Annotated in this window: 18 protein-coding genes; 16 read left to right on the plus strand and 2 right to left on the minus strand. The window is 34.8% G+C overall.

Translation table 11 applies throughout. The features are described from left to right. Nucleotides 1-312: 312 nt before the first annotated feature. The 12 genes from AC6IWN_RS03645 to AC6IWN_RS03700 all read left to right on the plus strand — a co-directional run bounded on the left by AC6IWN_RS03645 (nucleotide 313) and on the right by AC6IWN_RS03700 (nucleotide 13,441). Nucleotides 313-582 carry a plasmid mobilization protein gene (locus AC6IWN_RS03645; RefSeq protein ID WP_497991013.1) on the plus strand — a complete coding sequence of 90 codons (270 nt, stop codon included), beginning with the start codon at nucleotides 313-315 and terminating at the stop codon, nucleotides 580-582. A 68-nt stretch (nucleotides 583-650) separates the two neighbouring features. Beyond that, on the plus strand, nucleotides 651-959 hold the full coding sequence (locus AC6IWN_RS03650; RefSeq protein ID WP_497991014.1) for a relaxase/mobilization nuclease domain-containing protein: 309 nt from the start codon (nucleotides 651-653) through the stop codon (nucleotides 957-959). 214 nt (nucleotides 960-1,173) lie between these two features. Beyond that, the gene (locus tag AC6IWN_RS03655) at nucleotides 1,174-1,389 is read left to right on the plus strand and encodes a helix-turn-helix domain-containing protein (protein ID WP_084124557.1); all 216 of its coding nucleotides are present in this window, start codon (nucleotides 1,174-1,176) and stop codon (nucleotides 1,387-1,389) included. 86 nt (nucleotides 1,390-1,475) lie between these two features. Next, nucleotides 1,476-3,311, plus strand: a complete 1,836-nt coding sequence (locus tag AC6IWN_RS03660; protein ID WP_497991015.1) for a type I restriction-modification system subunit M — start codon at nucleotides 1,476-1,478, stop codon at nucleotides 3,309-3,311. Continuing rightward, nucleotides 3,304-4,701 carry a restriction endonuclease subunit S gene (locus AC6IWN_RS03665; RefSeq protein WP_497991016.1) on the plus strand — a complete coding sequence of 466 codons (1,398 nt, stop codon included), beginning with the start codon at nucleotides 3,304-3,306 and terminating at the stop codon, nucleotides 4,699-4,701. Before AC6IWN_RS03660 ends, AC6IWN_RS03665 begins: the two co-directional genes overlap by 8 nt. 3 nt (nucleotides 4,702-4,704) lie before the next feature. Continuing rightward, the gene (locus tag AC6IWN_RS03670; RefSeq protein WP_497991017.1) at nucleotides 4,705-8,298 is read left to right on the plus strand and encodes a type I restriction endonuclease subunit R; all 3,594 of its coding nucleotides are present in this window, start codon (nucleotides 4,705-4,707) and stop codon (nucleotides 8,296-8,298) included. Between the two features lie 234 nt (nucleotides 8,299-8,532). After that, nucleotides 8,533-9,501 carry a hypothetical protein gene (locus AC6IWN_RS03675; RefSeq protein ID WP_497991018.1) on the plus strand — a complete coding sequence of 323 codons (969 nt, stop codon included), beginning with the start codon at nucleotides 8,533-8,535 and terminating at the stop codon, nucleotides 9,499-9,501. A 2-nt stretch (nucleotides 9,502-9,503) separates the two neighbouring features. Next, complete coding sequence (locus AC6IWN_RS03680; protein WP_497991019.1) at nucleotides 9,504-10,055, plus strand: hypothetical protein; 552 nt, start codon at nucleotides 9,504-9,506, stop codon at nucleotides 10,053-10,055. 88 nt (nucleotides 10,056-10,143) lie between these two features. After that, a complete protein-coding gene (locus AC6IWN_RS03685; RefSeq protein WP_497991020.1) occupies nucleotides 10,144-11,694 on the plus strand; it encodes an RNA/DNA-binding domain-containing protein in 1,551 nt (516 codons plus the stop codon). A gap of 218 nt (nucleotides 11,695-11,912) precedes the next feature. Continuing rightward, nucleotides 11,913-12,782: an SEFIR domain-containing protein gene (locus tag AC6IWN_RS03690; protein WP_497992163.1), complete on the plus strand. Its 870-nt coding sequence runs from the start codon at nucleotides 11,913-11,915 to the stop codon at nucleotides 12,780-12,782. Then, nucleotides 12,775-13,185, plus strand: coding sequence for a hypothetical protein (locus tag AC6IWN_RS03695; RefSeq protein WP_497991021.1), 411 nt, complete (start codon nucleotides 12,775-12,777; stop codon nucleotides 13,183-13,185). The genes AC6IWN_RS03690 and AC6IWN_RS03695 overlap by 8 nt, the downstream gene beginning before the upstream one ends. After that, nucleotides 13,154-13,441: a hypothetical protein gene (locus AC6IWN_RS03700; RefSeq protein ID WP_497991022.1), complete on the plus strand. Its 288-nt coding sequence runs from the start codon at nucleotides 13,154-13,156 to the stop codon at nucleotides 13,439-13,441. The genes AC6IWN_RS03695 and AC6IWN_RS03700 overlap by 32 nt, the downstream gene beginning before the upstream one ends. A gap of 134 nt (nucleotides 13,442-13,575) precedes the next feature. On the opposite strand, the gene AC6IWN_RS03705 is transcribed toward AC6IWN_RS03700, so the two are convergent. Beyond that, a complete protein-coding gene (locus tag AC6IWN_RS03705) occupies nucleotides 13,576-13,827 on the minus strand; it encodes a hypothetical protein (RefSeq protein ID WP_497991023.1) in 252 nt (83 codons plus the stop codon). After that, complete coding sequence (locus AC6IWN_RS03710; RefSeq protein WP_497991024.1) at nucleotides 13,820-14,185, minus strand: plasmid mobilization protein; 366 nt, start codon at nucleotides 14,183-14,185, stop codon at nucleotides 13,820-13,822. Before AC6IWN_RS03710 ends, AC6IWN_RS03705 begins: the two co-directional genes overlap by 8 nt. 604 nt (nucleotides 14,186-14,789) lie before the next feature. On the opposite strand from AC6IWN_RS03710, the gene AC6IWN_RS03715 reads away from it, so the two are divergent. The 4 genes from AC6IWN_RS03715 (at nucleotide 14,790) to AC6IWN_RS03730 (ending at nucleotide 19,962) form a co-directional block, all read left to right on the plus strand. Continuing rightward, a complete protein-coding gene (locus AC6IWN_RS03715) occupies nucleotides 14,790-15,827 on the plus strand; it encodes an AraC family transcriptional regulator (protein ID WP_497991025.1) in 1,038 nt (345 codons plus the stop codon). A gap of 164 nt (nucleotides 15,828-15,991) precedes the next feature. Further along, nucleotides 15,992-17,488, plus strand: coding sequence for an L-arabinose isomerase (gene araA, locus AC6IWN_RS03720; RefSeq protein WP_497991026.1), 1,497 nt, complete (start codon nucleotides 15,992-15,994; stop codon nucleotides 17,486-17,488). Nucleotides 17,489-17,530: 42 nt separating this feature from the next. After that, the gene (locus AC6IWN_RS03725) at nucleotides 17,531-18,226 is read left to right on the plus strand and encodes an L-ribulose-5-phosphate 4-epimerase (RefSeq protein WP_497991027.1); all 696 of its coding nucleotides are present in this window, start codon (nucleotides 17,531-17,533) and stop codon (nucleotides 18,224-18,226) included. 128 nt (nucleotides 18,227-18,354) lie between these two features. Beyond that, the gene (locus tag AC6IWN_RS03730) at nucleotides 18,355-19,962 is read left to right on the plus strand and encodes a xylulokinase (protein WP_497991028.1); all 1,608 of its coding nucleotides are present in this window, start codon (nucleotides 18,355-18,357) and stop codon (nucleotides 19,960-19,962) included. Nucleotides 19,963-20,050 lie beyond the last annotated feature (88 nt).

Raw genomic sequence — 20,050 nt, forward strand, 5'->3', positions numbered from 1 at the left:
ATGGCTGATATTAAAGTTGATATTAAACAATGTTTCGAAAGCAGTGATACAAACAGTATTACATCTGCAAATCTATATCTCAATTTGTAATAACAGTCCTAGTGGCTGTGATACAAATTGTAATAAGTACAGATGGATTTATCACATTCTGTACTTACCATATATCAGGGGTCTTAGGGGGATTTTAGCCCCCTAACCAGACTTTGTTAAACGCCCTGCGTTTTACGAATCTGGCAAAAAGCAATCGTAACAGTTTCAGAAGGTGCTTAAAAGGCTTTTGAAACATTTCTATAAGACATAAAAAAGGAGGAGATGCTTATCGGAAGAAAGAAACAAATGATAGACCCACGAAAAAACTTTACGGTTCGATTATCGGATACGGAAAGGGATCGGATCATGCAAGCAGCCAAAGAGAATGGACTGACACCCAGCGAATATCGCAGAGAATTGGTTTTGCATGGTGGCAAAGTGGACACGACACTTATGCTGGACAGGAGAGATCTAGTGAATCAGATTTCAAAGGTTGGAAATAATGTGAATCAAATCGCACACGTAGCAAACGCCAGTCAAACGGTGAGTTAGTATAAAATTATGCAGATAAAAGATTATATGAAGGATATTTATAATCTGTTGATGGAGGTGTTGAATAAATGGCAATAACCAAAGTCATGCATATGAAGGCGAGCAAAAATCGTCAGATAGATGTTCACTTAAAGCAAGCCATTACTTATATCTTAAAGCCTGAAAAGCTTGGAGAGGCTAATCTGGTTGGCGGTATTAACTGCCTGTCAGAAACGGTATATGAAATGATGAAGGCAACAAAAAAGATGTTCCAAAAGACTGGAGGCAGACAAGGATATCACCTTGTGATTTCTTTAAGACCAGGAGAAGGAACGGGCTGGCTGATGCATGATTGTGTTGGCTGGCTTTTACTTTATCGTAGATGCACATTGGAATAGTGTATTAAATGTCATGTGCAAGAGTAAATTCTAGTAATATTAAAAATTACGTTCTAATATGTTGAAACCATGGAATCCAGGGGCTTGAACAGGAAAAATGAATTAACTGACATTTCGAGAACTCAAAAATAACGTTTGTAAAAAAGAAATCACTTTAGTATAATAGATACTGTATATTAAAAAGTCGTTTATCGCAAGTGGAGGATAAGAAAATATGACAGATAAGCAAATAAAAATAACGTATAAACCATTATGGAAATTGCTTATAGACAGAGAAATATCAAAGACTGAGTTGCGTAAAAATACAAAGATTGCGCCCAGTACATTTACAAAAATGAATAACGACCAGCAAGTATCATTAGATGTCCTTGCAAGAATATGTATTGAACTGAAGTGTGGATTTGATGATATTGTGAAGATTGAATCCTGAAAAAAGGACACATAAAAATGTATTATGAAGATTGAAGTAACGTGGAAGTATATTATTATCATAAAGAATGAAAGGCTAGGTAAAATATGGATAATCAAGCACACAATACAATAGTAAGTTTTATATGGGGAATAGCAGATGACTGTTTACGTGATGTATATGTAAGAGGAAAATATCGTGATGTAATTCTCCCAATGACAGTAATTCGTCGATTAGATACTATGTTGGAGGATACAAAAGATGAAGTTCTTAATATGAAGAATAAGATGGATTTAGCAGGAATATCAAATCAATGGCCTGCGTTATGCAATACTGCAGGACAGGCTTTTTGTAATTCATCGCCTTTTCTATTAAGGGATCTAACAAGTCGTTCAAAAAAACAGACATTGAAAGCTGACTTTGAAGCATATTTAGACGGATTTTCGCCAAATGTACAGGAAATTTTAGAAAAATTTAAATTCCGTAATCAGATTGATACATTGATAGATGCGGATATTCTCGGGGCAATTATTGAAAAATTTATTTCACCAGATATTAATTTAAGCCCTAAAACTATTTTTAGGGACGATAACCAAAAGGAAATACGATTACCTGCTCTTGATAATCATGGAATGGGAACTGTGTTTGAAGAACTTATCCGTAAATTTAATGAAGATAACAATGAAGAAGCAGGAGAACACTGGACTCCTCGTGATGTTGTTGAGTTAATGGCTGATTTAGCTTTTAAACCATTAAAGGACAAAATAAAAGATGCAACATATTCTTGTTATGATGGAGCTTGTGGAACTGGAGGAATGCTTACAGTTGCGCAAGATAGATTGTTAGAATTAGCGGAAGATTCAAATAAAAAAGTATCAATCCATTTGTTCGGTCAAGAAGTTCAACCAGAAACATATGCTATTTGTAAGGCGGATATGTTATTAAAAGGAGATGGTGAACAGGCTGAGCATATTAGTTATGGTTCGACGCTTTCTGCTGATGGGAATGCTACAAGACAATTTGATTTTATGCTTTCGAACCCACCATATGGAAAGAGTTGGAAGACTGATGCAGAAAAAATGGGTGGGAAAAAGGATATTCTTGATAGTAGATTTAATACGTTTTTGCAAGATGGTACACAGTTTTCAATGTTACCTAAAACAAGTGATGGTCAGTTGTTATTTCTGCTTAATAACGTTGCAAAAATGAAAAAAGATACAACATTAGGAAGTAGAATTGTAGAAGTGCATAATGCATCTTCGTTATTTAGTGGAGATGCTGGAAGTGGTGAGAGTAATGCGAGACGATTTTTAATTGAAAGTGACTTAATTGAAGCTATAATAGCGTTGCCAGAAAGTATGTTCTATAATACAAGTCTTGGGACTTACATTTGGATATTAACAAATAAGAAAGAAGATAGACGAAAAGGAAAAATACAGTTAATAGATGCTACATCTATGAAATCACAATTAAAGAAAAACATGGGTAAAAAGAATTGTGAACTAACTCCAGAATTGCAAGCAGAAATTATTCGCATATATATGTCAATGGAAGAAAGTGAATTTAGTAAAGTGTTTAATAATGAGGAGTTTGGTTTTTGGAAAGTTACGGTTCTTCAACCACAACTTAATGCGAATGGAGAACCTTTAAAAGATAAAAAGGGAATGATGATCGTAAACAAAGAAAAATCAGATACAGAAATAATACCTTTTAGTTATGCTGGGGGTATTGAAGGATTTATGAACGATGAAGTTCGCCCATATGCACCATATGCGTGGGTTGATGATAAAAAAATTCAAATAGGATATGAAATGAGTTTTACTAAGTATTTCTATAAATCAATAAAGCTACGCACTATGGAAGAAATTATATCTGAATTACATGCAATTGAAGAAGAAACTGATGGTATTTTGTCAGAGATTGTTGGAGGACGCAATGAATAATAAGTATAAGTACTATTTGGATATCGATGAGAGATGGATAAAAAATATTCCATCTCACTGGAAGATGATTCGACTAAAAAGAATTTTGCAGATTCGAAAAGAGAAGAATAATCCTATTGTTACAAACTTTATATTGTCACTTACAGCAAATCAGGGAGTAGTTCCATTAAATCAAAAAGAGGGAGCTGGTGGAAATAAACCCAAAGAAGATTTGACTAAATATAGTATCGCTAGAAAAGATGATTTGTTGGTTAATTGTATGAATGTTGTTGCAGGTTCTGCAGGTGTGTCGAAGTGGGATGGAGCAATAAGTCCAGTTTATTATGCGTTGTATCCTAGAGACAGTGAGTCGTGTAATATTTGGTATTACCACTATATATTTAGATTATTGACTTTTCAAAGGAGTTTACTGGGACTTGGTAAAGGTATACTCATGCATGAATCAAGTACAGGTAAGCTTAATACAGTTAGAATGAGAATATCTATGGATTATCTGAATAACGTTAACCTTCCAGTACCACCACGTGATGAACAAGATAAAATAGTAAAATATCTGAACTGGCAGGTGTCCTTAATTAATAAGTTAATAATTGCAAAACATAGGGAAATTAAGGCTCTAAAGGAGTATAAGGAGGTGAGTATTAGTTATTATGTTACGCATGGTTTGCATAAAACAGAGATGAGAAAAACAGAAGTGTATTGGCTTGATAAGGTTCCTGTCTCTTGGAAAGAAACTAAATTACAGCATATACTTACGAAAGAAAAAAGAGTAGTGCCAGAGAATGCAGAATTGCTTATTTGTTCAAATAGTGGTGAAGTAAAAAAAAGAGGAAACTCAAAACTTGGACTAGTAGCATCTTCAAACGATATTTATCAAGGGGTAAATAGTGGTGATTTATTGATTCACGGAATGGATACATGGCATGGTGCTATTGCTATTTCTCATTTTGATGGAATGTGTACACCTGTTGTTCATGTATGTACTTGCTCTCAGAGCAAGAGATTTGTTGTTTTTTATTTAAAAATGATGGCATATACAAAGGTGTTTAAAGCAATATCTAATGGAGTTCGTCAAAATACGAGTGATTTTAGAAGCTGGGACAAAGTTGCAAACTTACTTATTGCATTTCCTGATATACAGGAGCAAGAAGAGATTGCAGATTATATAGATAATATTGTGGGTGCAACGGATGCAATGATAAATAATTATAGTAAGCAAATTGAAGCACTTCATGATATGAAGAATAGAATAATTTCAGATGTTGTCACAGGGCAGATTGATGTTGGTAATATAGATATACCGGATTGTGAATATGTTGAAGTAGATTCAACTGATGACGAAGTCGATTTAGAGGCAGAGGAAGAAAATGAGGAGATCGAGGAGGTGTAGTCAATGCTATTAACTAATACTAGAGAAAATGGTCTTGAATCATTAATTGTAAAATGGTTAGTTGAGAAGAATGATTTTGAACAAGGGGAAAATATAGATTACAATAGAGAATATGCTATTGATGAAACTCGTTTATTAAGATTTTTACAGGAAACACAGCCTGATGAGATGGAGAAGCTTGGAATATTCAAGACGGATATTAAGAAAAAACAATTTCTTGATCGCCTTCAAGGAGAGCTGGTTAAGCGTGGAATTATTGATGTTTTAAGAAATGGAATCAAAGTATATCCTGCTGACCTTATTATGTTTTATCTTACACCGTCTGAAAACAATACTAAGGCAAAAGAGATGTTTGAAAAGAATATCTTCAGCGTAACAAGACAACTAATGTACTCATTAGATGCATCGCGTCTTGCACTGGATTTATGTTTATTTATTAATGGGCTACCAGTTATAACATTTGAATTGAAGAATCAGCTTACAAAGCAGAATGTGGATGATGCTGTAGAACAATATAAAATAGACCGAGATGCAAGAGAATTACTTTTCCAATTTAAACATTGTATGGTTCATTTTGCTGTTGATGATGCCAGAATTAAGTTTTGTACTAAACTTGACGGAAAGAATAGCTGGTTTTTACCATTTGATAAAGGCTTTAATTTTGGAACCGGGAATCCACCAAATCCGGATGGTATTATGACTGATTATCTCTGGAAGGATATTCTTACAAAAATAAAGCTCAGTAGGATTATTGAAAGCTACGCGCAGGTAGTGGAAGAAGTCGATCCTGAAACAAAAAAGAAATCTATAAAGCAAGTATTTCCACGCTATCACCAGCTGGATGTAGTAGAAAAACTATTAATTGATGTACATACTAATGGTATTGGAAAAAGATATTTGATTCAACACAGTGCAGGGAGTGGTAAGTCAAATTCTATAGCATGGCTTGCACATCAATTAATTGGTTTGGAAAAAAATGGACACCCATTGATTGATTCGGTACTTGTTGTTACTGATCGCAAAATATTAGATAAACAGATAAGAGATACAATCAAGCAGTTTATGCAAGTTCAAAATACGGTCGCATGGGCAGAACATTCTGGAGATTTAAGAAAAGCAATTACTGCTGGAAAAAGAATCATTGTAACTACAATTGAAAAGTTTCCTTATGTTGTGCCAGAATTGGGTCCAGAACATAAAGAAAACAATTTTGCGGTAATAATTGATGAGGCTCACTCGGGTCAGAACGGTCATAATTCCGCTCAGATGAATTTGGCTTTATCTGGTTTAGCGTCTGAAGAAGACATGGATAATGAAGATAAAATTAATGCAATGATGGAAGGACGGAAGCTGCTAAATAATGCCAGCTACTTTGCATTTACCGCAACACCTAAAAATAAAACACTTGAAACATTTGGTACACCATTTGAGGATGGTGGTGTAATAAAGCATTGTCCCTTTCATATATATACAATGAAACAAGCTATACAAGAGGGATTTATTCTTGATGTGCTAAAATACTATACGCCAATTGATAGCTTTTATAAATTGATGAAAACAGTTAATGATGATCCAATGTTTGATAAAAAGCGTGCACAAAAGAAATTGCGTTCATTTGTAGAAAGCAATAGCTATACTATATCGCAAAAAGCAGAAATGATGGTGGAGCACTTTCATGAACAAGTTATTTCTAAGGGTAAAATTGGAGGAATGGCACGTGCGATGGTTGTTACTGCTAGCATACCACGATGTGTTGAATACTATTATGCAATAAATAAATGCCTCGCAGATAGGAATAGTCCATTTAAGGTTATTGTGGCTTTCTCCGGTGAGCATAAGTATCAAGGACAGGAACCTGTTTTAACATCTGCGACATTGAATGGATTTCCAGATGCTAAAATCCCAAGTGCCTTTAAAAAAGATCCGTATCGTATTTTGCTTGTAGCAGACATGTTTCAAACAGGGTTTGATGAACCATTGTTACATACAATGTATGTTGACAAAATGCTTTATGATATTAAGGCTGTTCAAACACTGTCACGTTTGAATCGATCACATCCGCAAAAACATGATACTTTTGTATTGGATTTTGCAAATAAGGCTTCAGTAATTGAAGAGTCATTCTCACATTACTATCGTACTACAATTCTTTCAGGGGAAACGGATCCTAATAAGCTCTATGATATTATAGCAACTATGAAAGAATATCAGGTATATTCAGATAAATATGTAGCTCGTTTAGTTGAACTTTATCTTAATGGGGCTGAGCGTGATCAATTAGATCCAATTTTGGATGCATCTTCTGCTATATATAAAGAACTTGATACAGAAGAACAAATCAAGTTTAAGAGTTCAGCAAAAAGTTTTGTTCGCACGTATGGTTTTTTAGGTGCGATATTACCGTATGGAAACGCTGATTGGGAGCGTCTTTCAATTTTTCTAAATCTTTTGATTCCTAAATTACCATCACCAAGAGAAGACGACTTATCACAAGGAATATTAGACACAATTGACATTGATAGTTATAGACTTGAAGCTAGAGAGGCTATTTCAATAAAACTTGAAGATGAAGATTCAGAAGTGCCACCAGTACCATCGGGGAAAATAGGTCATATTGTGAATCCAGAACTTGATTTATTATCATTAATTCTGTCAGATTTTAATGATATGTTTGGAAACATCAATTGGAATGATGCTGATAATATACGACGTCAGATTCTTGAAATACCAGAAATGGTTTCTAAGGATGAAAGATATCAGAATGCAATGAAGAATTCAGATAGACAGAATGCCAAAATGGAGAGTGAAAGAGCTTTACAACAAGTAATTTTTTCAATCATGGCAGATAATATGGAACTTTTTAAACAGTTTCAGGACAATCCATCATTTAAAAAGTGGCTGTCGGATATGGTATTTAATCTTACTTATGATGATAATGGAAAATCGAAGGTGATGAATTATCCAAAAGATATAGTACCTGTTAGTATGGTTGCAGAAGAACATGACTTATATAAATCAAGGTTGTCTGAAAAAGACGCAATTGCAAAAATTCAGGGATATGGATTTTCAATCGAAAATGCAAAAAAAGTGTTGGAAACTCTTGAAAACAACAAAGAATTATTTGATAAAAAGTTATTCTGTATAGAAGAATCAACAGAGTTTCCTCATTTCCCAGAGGGAACCATAGGATTAATGGTTCCTATTCAAAAAAAATATTATTGCATTAATTTGGGGAAAAAAGCAATTGAATTAATTGTGTTATTAATTAATAAATTTTCTCCCTTAGGATTAGTATCGGATGTTATAGATTATGTTAGTAAATTTGGATTCCATATTGAACCAGAGGAAGCGTGTATATACGGATACCTAAAATTATTAAAGGGCAATAAGAATGAAATTCCTATTGTTGAGCTAATTGATTATATTAAAAACAGAAATGATAAAATTTGCTCCGAAGTAAATGCTTTATGCAAGTTCTCGGAAGAAGGGGCCTGTAAGTTGGACGAAGTAAGGATTAATCAAGTATTAGATATGTTGCAGAAACATAATGTTATAAAAAGATATTCTTCATGGATAGAAATTGAACAAAACATATAATACGGTGAGAAAATGGCGTATTGGAGGCTTTAAAAAAATTATGGCAACAAAAAAATAGAGGAAAATAAACAATGTGTATTGCTATGGAGCTGTTATATAAAATATTGAAGTTCAAATCAGATCGTAAAACATCGTTGATTTTATTAATCAAGTATTGATGAAGTATGAATAACGCGTAATGGATAGCGGAGAAACTTAAGGTGGTTTGATAATGTATTTTGAGGAGGTACAAAAGTGATTAGTTATGGATTAATGTTATGTAGTTTCTACCTGAAAAAGAAATACTCACGTGGTGAAAATGAACTTTATTATTTGAATCAAGCATATACGAATACAGATGTTACATATTCAAATGTAATTGATATGTTCAAGGGATTTTTTGAGAATTATAAAGATTTTGACGATGACGAGAAGTTAATGAAAATGTTTGCGGTGGAACAAAAAAGTGTAAAATCACATATGACAGACTCTTATTCTGCTTTATCGGCAACAATTCAATCTGGAGGATATGGACTCGAATCTAAAATGACAGATCGAAAAACAAGAGAAGTTGTATATACGAGAAAAAAAGAAGATGCTGATATCAAACCATTTGATTTCATGGTATTTGTACCAAAAGATGATGAGGATAAAAATGTTGTAAAAGGGATGTTTTTATTTGAAACAATAGGAACCTATGGCGTAAAAACCATAGCAACGAATAACATAAAAGGATATTTTTCAGAGAAATATGGACTGACGATGGAAACTAGAAGCATATCTGTTCGGGTATTCATGGAAAATTTATTGAAAAATGATAAGTTGAGTAGAGTGACATTAATAAAGAACAAGATATCACCAGATTCATCAGACAATATGTTTTTGAATAAAGGTAGAGAAGAAATTACATATATAAAACCAAAACTAAAAGATTCTTGGATTAAAATATTTTTGGAGCATCTCGATGGAACTGCTGATGATGATATATTTGAAATAAATGATACTATTTATGAGGACATTAAATTTACATTTTGCCATGCTGGAAGAACAAAGACAGTTGGTCTGTCAGATATTGATAGATTTAGTCTTGTTGAAGATATACCTAGTTACATATGTGATGGTGACGGAGGAATAGATAGTGAAAAATTAGTCGATTATATGAAAGAAACAGCTCAATCATATATGGATAAGATGGTGTGTCATCAAGTTAATATGGAGGGATGAGATTGAAAGTACAATATATAGGTATTTTTTTAATAACAGTTTCAATGCTTTTGATTATTACCACTTTGTTCAGTAAAAAAGATACATTTTTTGACTTGAGAAACATATTCACAAAACATTTAGCTCTTTTTAAGGATAGCAAACGCCAGTATTTGACATTTTACATTTACCCACTTTTATTGGCAGTTGGAATTTCTATTTTTTATGTAGCTGATACTGATTTCTATGAAGGAATAAATGTGATTTTAAGTATTTTTGTTTCGATGCTCTTGGCAATTTTTAGTATTTTAGTCAGCAAAGATTACTCGGATCTAGAAGAAACAAAGAAAAGCAAAATAAAAAAGGTATTAGAAGAGACGAATAATGCAATAATTTTTACGATATGTCTTTGTATTTTTTTAATGATAGTGGGACTGATCATGATCGCAATCAAATCTTTATGTGCAATAGTATCTATGACTATTGCAACTGTAACATATTATTTGTTTTTAATTATTTTGCTTAATATTCTTTTGATAATTAAGCGATTGGGAAAGTTGGTTCAGGTAAAGTAATGGCATGTGTTTTAAAGAGCTAACTTAAATGAAATTATTGAGAGTGATTTTGATAATTATTTATTAAAGGTAGGAAGAAGGTGAAATTTTGGAATTGGAATTTAGTATAGAAGATTTGCTAAATGCAAGACGAGTTGAGTCTGATCGTATTGAATTTAAGCGAAATTGGAATCCTGATGATATTTATACGAGTGTATGTGCATTTGCTAATGATTATGATAATCAGGGCGGAGGATATATTGTTATTGGCGCAGAAGAAGAAAATGGTGTTGCAAAAAGACCAGTTTCAGGATTAATTGAAAAAGATTTAGATTTGATTCAAAAAGAGATGCTTGGTTATAATCGGAAATTAAGTCCGGCATATTTTCCGAAAACTATAATTGATCAGGTGGATGGAAAATATGTCATGGTCTTATGGGTACCTACAGGATTGCAGCGACCATATAAGGCACCTGAACATGTAACATCGAAGGCAGAAAAAACATTAAAATATTTTATCCGATATAACACGAGTTCCATGGTTGCTACGCCTGAGCAGGAAAGAGAATTAATTTCAATTGCAAGCAAGGTTCCATTTGATATGCAGCCAAATCCAGATGCTACCTTTGACGATATATCACTTATTTTATTAGAAGAACATTTGAAGACAACTGGAAGCAAACTTGCAAAGGAAATTCGTACCCGCGGAGTACAGGAAGTACTGGAAGAGATGGGACTGCTTGATGGACCATCAGAACGAATCAGAGTTAGAAATGTTGCACTAATGATGTTTTGTGAGAATCCAGATAAGTTTTTTCCATATATGCAAGTAGAGATTGTAAAATTTCCAGATGGTAGCATAAAAAATCCAGATAATTTTATTGAGAGTCCACCAATTAAAGGATCTGTGCCTACTATCATAAAAAGAACGATGGAAAAGCTACAGGATATGGTAATAGTCGATAAAGTAACAAAATTACCGGGTCAGATGGAGTCTGTACGTAGATTTAGTTATCCATTTGCAGCACTTGAGGAAGCTGTAGTAAATACTTTTTATCACAGAGATTATATGTCATATGAACCTGTGCATATAGAAATTGAGCCAGAATGTATAAACATAATTAGTTTTCCAGGTATTGATCGATCTGTTTCTATGGAGGATATTAAAAGAGGAGATCGCTTCCGTACCCGAATGTATCGAAATCGAAGATTGGGTGAATTCCTAAAAGAATTACACTTATCAGAAGGTCGTTCAACAGGAGTACCAACGATTCAAGAAAAATTAGAAGAAAATGGTTCTCCAAGAGCAACTTTCGAAACGGATGAAGATAGGAGAGCAACTCGTGTAGAGATACCAATACATCCAGATTTCTTATCAAATATAATTGAAAATAATGTAAACTCCGCTCAAAAAAATGAGCGAAGTTTGATTGAAGTTTTGAGCGAAGTTTTAGATACAAAGACAATAAAGAGATTAACAGAAATAATTTTATACTTAGATGAAAATGATGGGATTACACCACAGACAGCCAAAAGGCTGGTTAATAAATCAGAGGCAACAGTTAGAAGGTATCTTAAGGAACTCGTTGATGTAGGGTTACTTATTCAATCTGGAAGTACAAACAATATTATTTATGAAAAACAAGAATTAAAAAAATGAGCGAAGTTTTGAGCGAAGATGTCAGCAAAGCATTGAAAGCATATGAAATGATATTCTTTAAAGGGAATGGGTTTAACTTGCACAAGCTTGCAATAAATATTGTGTCGGTCTTATAAAAACTACATTTTAGCGAAAAATACACGAAATACTTTTGAAACTATCAAAATTTAACTTGCAGCTGGAATAGTCAAAGGATAGGAGGAATACTGTTGGATTTAATGGATGCGGTAGCCGTAAGCTATGCACAAGATGGCATCGAATACAATGAACAAGTAATGGGCTTTGTAGACCTATTAAGAAAAGAATATGGATATAATGCGATTATGGATCAGATGTTTAAACAAGATGAGACAGCAGTTGATTTTAATGAAATGATGTCTAAATTAATAGTGGACTCAAACAAAGTAATTGTTGTACTTTCTATAAAATATAAACAGCGAGCAGACGCATTTGAAGGAGGAGTAGGGAAAGAGTATAGGATTATTTTGGATGAAATTGAAAAGAAGACTAAGAAGTATATTTTTATTACATTTGATTCTTTGAAAGAAATTGATATTAATGATATGAAACCATCAGCTCTTGGAAATAGAGAAATAATAGAAATGACAAACCAAGAAGAACAATGGAATGTATTGTTGGCAAAAATATCGGATAATGAAATATATTCATTTTCAGAGGTGGCGAAAGATAAAAGAAAGCCAATACAGAAGTTGGCTCAATTTAAGCAAGGAAAGAATAAGCATGAGCTTTTTAGGTCTGCACAGATTTTGTTAACAGAAAACAAACAAATATTGGATCAATACGGACCCGATTCATTGATTGCAATAAATAATCCTCTTTCATCTACGGTAAAAACATGGAATAACGCAAAAACAGATAGTGTAATACCGAATAATAGAAAGATAATACAAGAATTCGAAAAAAGTATGTCCGTGTTATCAATAGAGGAAATAAGAATCTTTAAAAAATATAAAATTCATGCCGAAGCTTTTGAAGTGTGTCAAAGAGGAGAAATTGGGCGTGAATCGGTGCCGGTATTTCCAGTAGAGTTTGAAAATATGATTAATGAGGAGGAACACGATGCCTGATTCGTATACTAAGTTTCCAAGGCCTGAAAGTATTGATTTCTTTGAAAAAGCAATGCGGAATCATAATAAGGTGAGAAATATAAAAAAATTAAGTACCAGTTATTATGAAATTCATAGAAGGGATTTATCTATGATACGTGTCTTTGTTTCTAATTACTATGCATTGAGTTTGTCTGACTACTATGATGTTTTAGAGGACTATGGTGATATTGATTGTTTAATTACGATTTCAAATTGGAATGGAGTTACTCCTGAAGCATATAATCAGGGGAAAAGGAATCGTGTCGGAGTATTCAAGATGGAGGAATTTTTGGGGGCTTTAAATTATGAAAGACCAAGTACATATACTAGGCCAATTGATAGAGAGGATAATGACAGATTCGGTTTTAGAAGACAATGTTAAGGCATCAGTTATATTGATGGGATCTTTTCAATTTGAAAAAACAGCAAATGATATTGATTTGATAATAGTATACAAAATAGCTAATTATGTAGCTTTAAAAAAATTGAAGAGTATAATAACCAAGGCACTAAATGATGAATTTGGTCTTCCTGTACATTATACAACATTGTCGCAGAATGAATATGCAGAAATGGAACAGCTACATAAAGAAAAACAACAAATCATTTTTGATTCTAATAACAAAAGCATATTGTAATCACTAATGGATTAAATGGAAAAGCGATAAAATGGAAAAAAGATATATTCACATGATCAATATGGTTTAGGAAAGAAATGCAAAAATCTCATCAGTCTCAGAATAATAATGAGACTGGTGAGACTGAAATGCAATTAATAATTAAACCAATTCATAGCATCCACATAATCCTGCAATCCATCATCAGATAATGCAAATTTAGCATATGTCAGTGGCTGTTCCTCAGCCAGATGATACAGATAAACCACATCATTTGGATTATCAAACATGACAGTGGAATTGAAATCTTTACAATGAATAAAGGGAGCAGTACCCGTTCCAGTATTAACCTCCACAGTATCGGTTACAGGATTGTACATAACAAATTGATAGTTAAAGTCATTCATGGTGTCCTCCTTCCCAAAGATACTTGGCACCGTCAAGCATATCAATAATAGCTTTTAGAGCAAGTTCGTATTCGGTTTGAAGTGACGAGATTTCATCGGAGGTTGGAAACGTAGTTTTGGTATCATTGGATAAAGTAGTATGCATGGTATAAAGTTGAAGATATAATTTCCTTAAGACTTCAACCATAGGATATATCGTTTCTTTCTTGCCAACAACACAGATTTGGTTATAGATACAGGAACGGACAAAGTAATCTATCTTCATCATACCACTGGAAAGAATGCGTGCTTCATTAGCTTTTCGTTCATATTCAGATACTCTGAAACTTATGGTTGGATTTTTATGTTGATTGCTCATAGCAAACTCCTTTCAAAAGTGGCGACATGTCGCCATAATTCATGGTGAATTTGCAGCGTAACAGCGACTTGTAAGTCACTGACTACAACTGCCTAGTGAATAATAAAAAGTAGATTATATCAACCTTTATGGGTTTAAAGTCTGCTACTATTCTGTTACTAAAAGAACGAAAAACAATACGGAAAGCGTAACATTTCATGGAATAGATATACCAGAAACCGCCATTTATCAGCATTTGGTGAGCTGTGGTAAAATGCCCAGCAAGAGTTTGAATAGTAAAGGGTAGTTTATTAAACAAGGATTAGTTTAAGAATTTAAAACTTCAGTAGCGAAAGGATCTGTTTGAAACAATTTATTTTATTGAGAAGTATTTTTACCTCATATTTATATTGTTTGATAACAGATCCTTTTATGATAAGTTATGAAGTAGAGAAAATTGAGCTTGTTTTCCATCACTTCCTACATTCCTATAAAATAGGGCACAATTACCCATACGGATTCATATATGCTTGCCACAAACTCCTTTTATATAATAATTGAGTTTCTATAGGATACTATGGTAAAATATTGGTATCAGAGAAAGTCGATTATAATGGAGTATGGGATGAAATTAAAACAATATTGCCTAGATATAATGAATAACAATAATGAAGCGGTAAACGTCACAACAGAACTGGGACAACGCATCATGTGCCCCGAGTATTCGGTTGACCATGTGGATGTTAAAACATTTCCTTTGAAAGAAAAGGAAGGGATATTCGTATTGTGGTGGAATATCAACGAAAAGGGCAGTCTATCTGCTACAATCAAACCGTACTCTCATCCCTTTACCTATCGCTGTGATTTTATACCGGATGTGAAAACACAATATCATACACATGATTATATTGAGCTTGCCTACATTGTGGAGGGTGAATTCAAACAAAGAATCATGGGTAAAGATATTCTGTTTAAACAAGGGGAGCTGTGCTTAATTGATAAGAATTGTCCTCATCAGGATTATCTTCAGTCAAATAACAGTGTGATTTTATTTATTGGTCTTTCTAATGATGTATTCGATCAAGCCATGGTTGAAAATATCGAAGAAGAAAAGTTGCTTGATTTTTTAAGAATGGCACTAATGAAGCAAAAAGATAACCATCAATATCTTCATTTTAAGCCCAAGGATCAGGATGATAAACATTTGGAGAGTTTGTTGCTTTTGTTACTGAAAGAATTAGACTTGAATGACGCAGCAGCGAAGTATATCTGCAAGGGACTAATTATCAGAATTCTGCATAATCTTAGTACAAGATATGATTTTAGTCTTTCCAATGAACAACGTAAAAGAATGAATTGGTTGATCTATCAAGAGATAATTGCTTATATTGAAGCTAATTATGCATCGATTACGGTGAAGGAGCTTGTAGCAAAATTTCATTTTAATGAAGATTATTATAATCGATTATTAAAGGATAAACTCGGTATGACTTATCTGGAATACGTTCGAGATATGAGACTTAAGAATGCTCTCAGCCTGCTTAAAACCACAAAGCTTACTATTGATGAGGTGGCTGATCGCGTAGGGTATCAGAACAAAGGTTATTTTTATAAAATCTTCGTGGAAAAGTACGGTGCAACACCGGCCAAGTTAAGAAAATAAAGAATAGAGTCAAAGACCTCCATAATCAAATGATATTGAAGTAGGAATAGGTAACTTTTTTGGATGAATAGTAGGATGGCGCAATTGTAGCCAAACAAGCTATAAAATACAATATTACCAGAGGTACAACTACAATATTGTTGGATGATAGGAGGTATTTTTCTATGTTACCATGTAAAAGATATCAATTCTGGTTTGCAACTGGATCGCAGTCACTATACGGAGAGGAGTGCTTGAAGGTAGTTGCTGAGCATTCACAGAGAATGGTGGAAGGCTTGAATGCGTCCGGACTTTTGCCTTTCGAGGTGGTTTGGAAGCCTACACTAATCAGCAATGAATCCATAAGAAAGTTATTTAATGACGCAAATGCGGATGAAAATTGTGCTGGGGTTATCACTTGGATGCATACTTTTTCTCCTGCAAAATCATGGATTCTTGGGCTGCAGGAGTATAGAAAACCATTACTTCATTTACATACACAATTTAACAGAGAGATACCTTATGATACGATCGATATGGACTTTATGAATACGAATCAGTCAGCACATGGTGACAGAGAATTCGGACATATCGTCAGTCGTATGGGAATTGAAAGAAAAGTAGTAGTCGGTTATTGGGAGGACAGTACTGTTCAATCTCGTATTGCAAGGTGGATGATCACAGCGATCGGAATTATTGAGAGTAGTCACATCCGTGTCCTTCGTGTTGGTGACAATATGCGTAACGTTGCAGTTACGGAAGGCGATAAGGTAGAAGCGCATATCAAGTTCGGATGGGAAATCGATGCTTATAATATCACCGATATTGCAGAATATGTTCAGCAGGTATCACAGGGGGATATCAGTGCATTAGTCGATGAATATTATGATAGATACGACATTCTTTTAGAAGGTAGAGATCCGAAGGAGTTTAGAGAGCATGTTGCGGTTCAGGCAGGAATTGAAATAGGCTTTGAGAAATTCCTGGAGGAGAAGAACTATCAAGCAATTGTTACAAATTTTGAAGTGCTATCCGGATTAAAACAGCTTCCGGGTCTTGCAATTCAACGTTTGATGGAAAAAGGATACGGCTTCGGCGGAGAGGGTGACTGGAAGACAGCAGCCATGGTTCGTTTAATGAAGCTGATGACACAAGGAATTAAGAATGCGAAGGGAACTTCTTTTATGGAGGATTACACCTATCATCTCGTTCCTGGTAAGGAAGGAATTCTTCAAGCACATATGCTAGAGGTATGTCCATCAATTGCGGATAGTAAGGTTGGTATTAAGGTTTCTCCTTTAAGTATGGGTAACCGTGAAGATCCGGCAAGATTGGTATTTACATCAAAGCCGGGTCATGGTGTGGCAACTTCCTTAATTGATTTAGGAAACCGCTTCCGTCTGATTATCAATGATGTAGAATGTGTTAAGCAGGAGGAGGCAATGCCAAAGCTTCCGGTTGCATCGGCATTCTGGCGCCCGGAACCTGATCTGGCGACCGGTGCAGAAGCTTGGATTTTAGCCGGTGGAGCTCACCATACTGCATTCTCCTATGATCTGAATGCGGAACAAATGTGTGATTGGGCAGCTGCGATGGGCATTGAGGCAGTACTAATTGATAAGACTACAACAATCAGAAGTTTTAAGAATGAATTAAGATGGAATTCGATTACATTTAAATAAAACATTTCTGGAGAAAATACTGTTATAGAAAGAAGGATATCTATGCTGGAACAACTAAAAGAGCTCGTTTTTCAAGCAAACATGGAGCTTCCTAAAAAGGGACTGATTACATATACTTGGGGAAATGTGAGTGGTATTGACCGAGAAAGTGGCTATCTTGTTATTAAACCGAGTGGCGTAGAATATGAAAAAATGGCAGCGAGTGATATGGTTGTAGTTGACTTGGAGGGGAATAAAATTGAAGGGAAATATAAACCATCCTCCGACACAGCAACCCATATTGAATTATATAAAAAATATCCGGGGATAGGTGGTGTAGTTCATACTCATTCCACTTGGGCGACCTCCTGGGCACAGGCTGGGAGAAGCATTCCGTTATACGGAACGACCCATGCTGATTATTTTTATGGTGCAATTCCTTGTGCCAGAAGTCTTACGGAAGAAGAAATTAAGGGTGAATATGAGAAAAATACCGGACTAGTAATCATTGAAACATTAACCAATGAAGAGAAAGATCCACTTAGTATGCCGGGAATTCTCTGTTGCAATCACGGACCATTTACCTGGGGCAAGGATCCTTTCGATGCAGTTCATAATGCCGTGGTTTTGGAAGAGGTAGCAAAAATGGCTGGCTATAGTGAGATGATTAATAATCAAGTGAAACCGGCACCTCAGAGTATCGCAGATAAACATTATTTGAGAAAGCATGGAAGCGGAGCTTATTACGGACAGGATTAATGTGAATTATAAAAAACATAATTCACATTTCAAAGTTTGTGTCTGCGAAATCCTCGGCACAAACTAACGTAAAGATTTACATGCTTAATTAGTATTATTTATTAATAATTATTTTATGGAGGGTAACCATGAGTTTATCAAATAAAGATGTGAAAGAAGCAATTATAAGCGGAAAAACATATCTCGGTATTGAGCTTGGATCAACTCGAATAAAAGCAGTACTTATTGATTCTGATAATGTATCAATTGCTTCGGGTAGCCATGATTGGGAGAATAGTTTAGTTGATAATATTTGGACATATAGTTTGGAGGATATTTGGAAAGGTGTTCAGGACAGTTATCAGATGTTGGTGCAGGATGTAAAGCAGCAGTATAGAGTTTCGTTGACCACAATCGGCGCAATTGGATTTAGTGGTATGATGCACGGCTATATGGTATTTGATAATGGTGGCAAGCTATTGGTACCATTTCGAACCTGGAGAAACAATATTACCGAAGCTGCTTCATATGAACTGACAAAACTATTTGAGTACCATATTCCGCAAAGATGGAGTATTGCTCACTTGTATCAGGCTATTTTGAATAAGGAAAAGCATATCGGGAAGGTATCATTTTTGACCACTATAGCTGGTTATATACACTGGAAACTTACCGGACGAAAGGTACTTGGTGTAGGCGAAGCCTCAGGCGTATTCCCAATCGATTTGGATACAAAGAAATTTAACAAAAGAATGATAGATCAGTTTAATAAACAGGTATCCGAAGAAAATCTTCCTTGGAAGCTAGATGAGATTTTACCGGATGTTTTGACCGCGGGGGAATCCGGTGGAGTTCTGACCGCCGAAGGAGCAAAGCTGCTTGATATCTCAGGAGAACTACAAGCGGGAATTCCTCTTTGTCCACCGGAAGGAGATGCAGGAACCGGTATGGTAGCCACGAATAGTGTTAGCCAGCGAACCGGTAATGTCTCAGCCGGAACCTCTGTTTTTGCTATGGTGGTTTTGGAGAAGGAATTATCCAAAGTTTATGAGGAAATCGACCTTGTTACAACACCTACCGGAAGTTTGGTTGGTATGGCTCATTCCAATAATTGCTCCTCTGACTTAAATGCCTGGGTTGGACTCTTTGAAGAATTCTCAAAGGTGATGGGAATGAAAGTGGACATGAATCAATTATATGGTACATTATATAATCTTGCATTAAAGGGCGATGCAGATTGCGGAGGATTGTTGGCTTACGGCTATCTGTCCGGCGAGCATATGACTCATTTTGAAGAAGGGCGTCCGCTCTTTGTAAGATCTTCGGATAGTAAATTCAATCTTGCTAACTTTATGAGAGTGCATCTGTACACCTCACTTGGTGCACTAAAGATCGGCTTAGATATCCTTCTTAAGGAGGAACAAGTAAAGTTAGATGAAATTCTTGGTCATGGCGGATTATTCAAAACCAAAGGGGTTGGACAAAAGATCATGGCAGCGGCGTTAAATGTACCGGTGTCTGTTATGGAAACAGCCAGTGAGGGTGGCGCATGGGGTATTGCATTACTTGCTTCCTTCATGGTGAATAAAGCAAAAGATGAAACATTGGAGGAATATCTGAATAATAAGGTGTTTGCCGGAGAATCCTGTGTTACGATTGCACCAAATTCGAAAGATGTCGCAGGTTTTGAAACCTTTATGAAACGGTATAAACAAGGTCTTCATATTGAAAGAGCAGCAGTGGATTTTCTAAAATAATTGGATTATGCCACATTCTGTAAAGTTTATCAGAAATACACAGTGAGATTTACTACAGCGTATTTTTGTATTTCATATTAAAATGCTT

This window comes from Variimorphobacter sp. HTMS_6 (assembly GCF_059717775.1).

Bases quoted from the DNA above. Each gene is read 5' to 3' on its own strand.
- AC6IWN_RS03705 (WP_497991023.1), bottom strand. From the start codon at position 13,827: ATGAATGACTTTAACTATCAATTTGTTATGTACAATCCTGTAACCGAT.
- AC6IWN_RS03655 (WP_084124557.1), top strand. From the start codon at position 1,174: ATGACAGATAAGCAAATAAAAATAACGTATAAACCATTATGGAAATTG.
- AC6IWN_RS03700 (WP_497991022.1), top strand. From the start codon at position 13,154: ATGACAGATTCGGTTTTAGAAGACAATGTTAAGGCATCAGTTATATTG.
- AC6IWN_RS03645 (WP_497991013.1), top strand. From the start codon at position 313: ATGCTTATCGGAAGAAAGAAACAAATGATAGACCCACGAAAAAACTTT.
- AC6IWN_RS03665 (WP_497991016.1), top strand. From the start codon at position 3,304: ATGAATAATAAGTATAAGTACTATTTGGATATCGATGAGAGATGGATA.
- AC6IWN_RS03670 (WP_497991017.1), top strand. From the start codon at position 4,705: ATGCTATTAACTAATACTAGAGAAAATGGTCTTGAATCATTAATTGTA.
- AC6IWN_RS03730 (WP_497991028.1), top strand. From the start codon at position 18,355: ATGAGTTTATCAAATAAAGATGTGAAAGAAGCAATTATAAGCGGAAAA.
- AC6IWN_RS03715 (WP_497991025.1), top strand. From the start codon at position 14,790: ATGAAATTAAAACAATATTGCCTAGATATAATGAATAACAATAATGAA.
- AC6IWN_RS03695 (WP_497991021.1), top strand. From the start codon at position 12,775: ATGCCTGATTCGTATACTAAGTTTCCAAGGCCTGAAAGTATTGATTTC.
- AC6IWN_RS03650 (WP_497991014.1), top strand. From the start codon at position 651: ATGGCAATAACCAAAGTCATGCATATGAAGGCGAGCAAAAATCGTCAG.
- AC6IWN_RS03660 (WP_497991015.1), top strand. From the start codon at position 1,476: ATGGATAATCAAGCACACAATACAATAGTAAGTTTTATATGGGGAATA.
- AC6IWN_RS03710 (WP_497991024.1), bottom strand. From the start codon at position 14,185: ATGAGCAATCAACATAAAAATCCAACCATAAGTTTCAGAGTATCTGAA.
- AC6IWN_RS03690 (WP_497992163.1), top strand. From the start codon at position 11,913: ATGGATGCGGTAGCCGTAAGCTATGCACAAGATGGCATCGAATACAAT.
- araA (WP_497991026.1), top strand. From the start codon at position 15,992: ATGTTACCATGTAAAAGATATCAATTCTGGTTTGCAACTGGATCGCAG.
- AC6IWN_RS03725 (WP_497991027.1), top strand. From the start codon at position 17,531: ATGCTGGAACAACTAAAAGAGCTCGTTTTTCAAGCAAACATGGAGCTT.